This window comes from Spiroplasma sp. ChiS (assembly GCF_002968355.1).
Lineage (GTDB): Bacteria > Bacillota_I > Bacilli_A > Mycoplasmatales > Mycoplasmataceae > Spiroplasma > Spiroplasma citri.
Genome location: NZ_PUUH01000019.1, coordinates 1 through 3,416 on the forward strand (window position 1 = coordinate 1; position 3,416 = coordinate 3,416).

The 3,416-nt window shown below is 23.3% G+C and carries 2 protein-coding genes and 2 pseudogenes; 1 reads left to right on the forward strand and 3 read right to left on the reverse strand.

The genetic code is table 4. From position 1 onward, the window contains the following. Positions 1-166: 166 nt before the first annotated feature. Positions 167-489: pseudogene (locus C6B38_RS01480) on the reverse strand (helix-turn-helix domain-containing protein); the annotation flags it as partial. A 371-nt stretch (positions 490-860) separates the two neighbouring features. Here C6B38_RS01480 and C6B38_RS09340 point away from each other — a divergent pair. Further along, positions 861-962, forward strand: a complete 102-nt coding sequence (locus C6B38_RS09340) for a DUF3688 family protein (RefSeq protein WP_146693252.1) — start codon at positions 861-863, stop codon at positions 960-962. Positions 963-988: 26 nt separating this feature from the next. Here C6B38_RS09340 and C6B38_RS01485 read toward each other — a convergent pair. Together C6B38_RS01485 and C6B38_RS01490 are read right to left on the reverse strand one after the other, a co-directional pair. Continuing rightward, positions 989-3,121, reverse strand: a pseudogene (locus tag C6B38_RS01485) (spiroplasma phage ORF1-like family protein). Then, positions 3,121-3,366: a hypothetical protein gene (locus tag C6B38_RS01490; RefSeq protein WP_199558543.1), complete on the reverse strand. Its 246-nt coding sequence runs from the start codon at positions 3,364-3,366 to the stop codon at positions 3,121-3,123. Before C6B38_RS01490 ends, C6B38_RS01485 begins: the two are co-directional and overlap by 1 nt. Between the last annotated feature and the right edge of the window lie 50 nt (positions 3,367-3,416).

Sequence of the window (3,416 nt, forward strand, 5' to 3'; positions counted from 1 at the left end):
AAAGTTTTAAGACAAGCAGGAAATTTAACACCAAATTTTAAAAAATAACGATAAATAAGTTCTGACGGTGAATCATGGTATTTATTAAGTCTAATTTTCATAAAATTAATCTGTTCTTTTGTAAATTTACATCTTTTATTATTCTTTTTTCTTTTCTCATAATAAAAAAATAACGATAAATAAGTTCTGACGGTGAATCATGGTATTTATTAAGTCTAATTTTCATAAAATTAATCTGTTCTTTTGTAAATTTACATCTTTTATTATTCTTTTTTCTTTTCTCATAATACATTTTATCTGACTTATAAGCACTATATTCATCAGTAGTTTTAAAACGCTTAATTTCTCGTAAAATAGTACTACGATGTCTATTCAAACACTTAGCAATTGCAGAAATATTCTGTTCACCATTCTTTTTTAAAAAAAAATTTTTGATAATAATGATTATTCTAATTTAACTTTATTCATAAAACTTAAATGACTATACATAACATTTATATACCTTTCATTAACTTATAAAATTTTTAATATTTAATACGAATAATTGATATATAATTGATATGTGATAAAATCAATTATATATAAAAAAATAAAAAGGAGCAATCGGATTAACCGCAACAAGCACAACAACATTAATCAGTTGTAAAAAAGAAAATAATAATGAAAACGAGGAAAATAATAAACCAGAACCACAATATAATCCACAACAACCACCAAAAAATAGTAATTGAAAATTAATTTCTAATAAATATATTTCACGAGATACTGGATGATATATTATAATTTATAAAATTTTTAATTTATGACGAATAGAAAAAATTAATAGTTCAAAAAACTTAAGGAACTGAATAACAGATCCAATGGATATTATATATAAATGAGAATTAAATAATGAACCTACTAATTTACAATTACCAACCATTGATAAAAACACCGGTGAGATTACTGATTGAAAAGGTTAAAAAGGAACTGAATAACAGTTCCTTTTTTATATTAATCGCACAAATTTCATAAAAATAATTAATAAAAAGATATTTGTTATTGTACTATACAATGCTGGTTTAAATTTTCATACCTCAAATATTTGACTAAAAAAACTATATACTGTTTCAAAAACCTTACCAACACCACTCGCTAACTCGTTAACTTGTTTAACGCCCGGAATAGTGTTAACAATTCAAATCACCGCATTTTTAATATGAGCACCAAAATCTCATCAACCTTTGGGTGTTACATATTGCACTTGTCATCATTGTTTATCGGGGAATAACCCACCGTTATTAATTTCTTGTCAATTATAAATCCCAAAATTAAAATCATAATATCGGTACATATCATTCTCTTTTTGTGCTTGCAATTCAAAAACATTATAACCGATTTTTTGTTCTTCAATTTTCTTATATTGCAAACCATATTTATTTTGTAAATCACCACCAAAAACATAACCCGAATTTGAGTTAATATTATAATTATTAGCAACCGAAAAATCATAATTAAAAACACTACCATAATTATTAATCGTATAAAACCGATTTTTAAATGATAAATATAATTTAATATCTAATTGCTTATATTTATCAGAAAAATAAAAATATCGTGGGTAAATTTTAAAACCATTATTTACTAACAAACCATATTTTTTATTATAACCTTGAACATAAGTATTATTTTCTAAATCAAAAATCGTACGTAAATAATTAGTATAAAATTTCTGTGAAATCTTAAACATACTATTTAATAATTTATCAAATTGTAATTTATCGTTAATATTTTCACTCAACAAAATATTATTAAAATTTTGTAATTTCAAGGCAAAAAAGTTAACTAAAACAGTATCATATTGTAAATTATCAATATATCCATTTTCAATAAAAGAACTACGATTTTGAAACACTGGCACCAATGCACTTGCAAAAAACGACTGTAAAAACTTAGATAAATCAAACTGACCGCTAAACTGTTGATAATACTTTAAATCTTTACTATTTAATGATGAATAAATTAAACCATTAAAATTAAAAACTTCACCCATTCCCGTTCGCATAAAACTAAAATTAAAACTTAAATCATCATTATTAATATTATTTAACTCTAAACTACCAGAAATAATTAAATTTGCTTCATCAACAGTTAAAATCATCCGATAAATTGCTTTTTTAATATTTTTAACATCCAATTCATCAACCGTCTCAAAATCAAAAATTATCCGCTTTGTACCAACCTTATTCGGATTTTCATAATCCGCACTACCACCTTGCTGAACTCTAATATTTTCTTGCAAAACAGAATATAAAGATAAATCAATAAATTCTTTTACGCGAGTTTGTTGATAACTATTTCAATCAGTAATCTCACCKGTGTTTTTATCAATGGTTGGTAATTGTAAATTAGTAGGTTCATTATTTAATTCTCATTTATATATAATATCCATTGGATAACCAGTACTACTTCCGAAGTTTTTTGAACTATTATTTTTTTCTATTCGTCATAAATTAAAACTTTTATAAATTATAATATATCATCCAGTATCTCGTGAAATATATTTATTAGAAATTAATTTTCAATTATCTACTTTCAACTTAACTCTTGGATAATGATTTTCTTTATAGCGGTCAACATTTTCCACAATTTCTTTCGATACATCAAACATCTTATATTTTACAGCAAARRCATAAATAAAATCAGTTAAATCATTCAAAAAATTCTCTTTTTTAACATCATAAAATTTTTCAACCATAAACTGATTTTTTAAACTATGTCATTGTCGATAATAATTCAAAAATATTTCATTAGGTTTATCATAAACAACTCCGGTTGAATAACTATCTTGTAAAAAATCTAAATACCATTTATCATTAAACAATAAATTTTTTGATGTTTTTAAAGTTGGATTAATAAAATAATTTGTTTCCGACCAATTTTCAAAAAAACTACTGCGTAAAAACATTGTATTAATAAAATCAGTTTCATTATTATTAATACCTTTACCAGTGCTATTCTCTTGTTTAAGCATATAATGCTCCTAATTTAAGGGTCTAAACGCCGTTAAAGTAATAAATGGAATAACCAAACCCAAAAAACTTAAAATAAATATRGCAAATAAAGATAATGACTTACGCATTATTCTTTACCACCTTTTTTCTTTTTAAAATTAATTATAAATAAAATACATCAAACTAATTCAAATCAAAAATACAAATTTGCAACTAACATATATCAGAATAAAATACCAAACTCATTAATTAATTTATCTCATTTATCGTAAATTAATCCAATAAATAAAGCAAAACCAAAACCAACAACTAAAATATATACTAATATTTCTCATCATTTTTCTTTTAAAAACTTTAAAATTTTAATTTTCATAAACTCAACTCCTAACTATACAATGTTTTTGAAACAATAAACCCAACAAT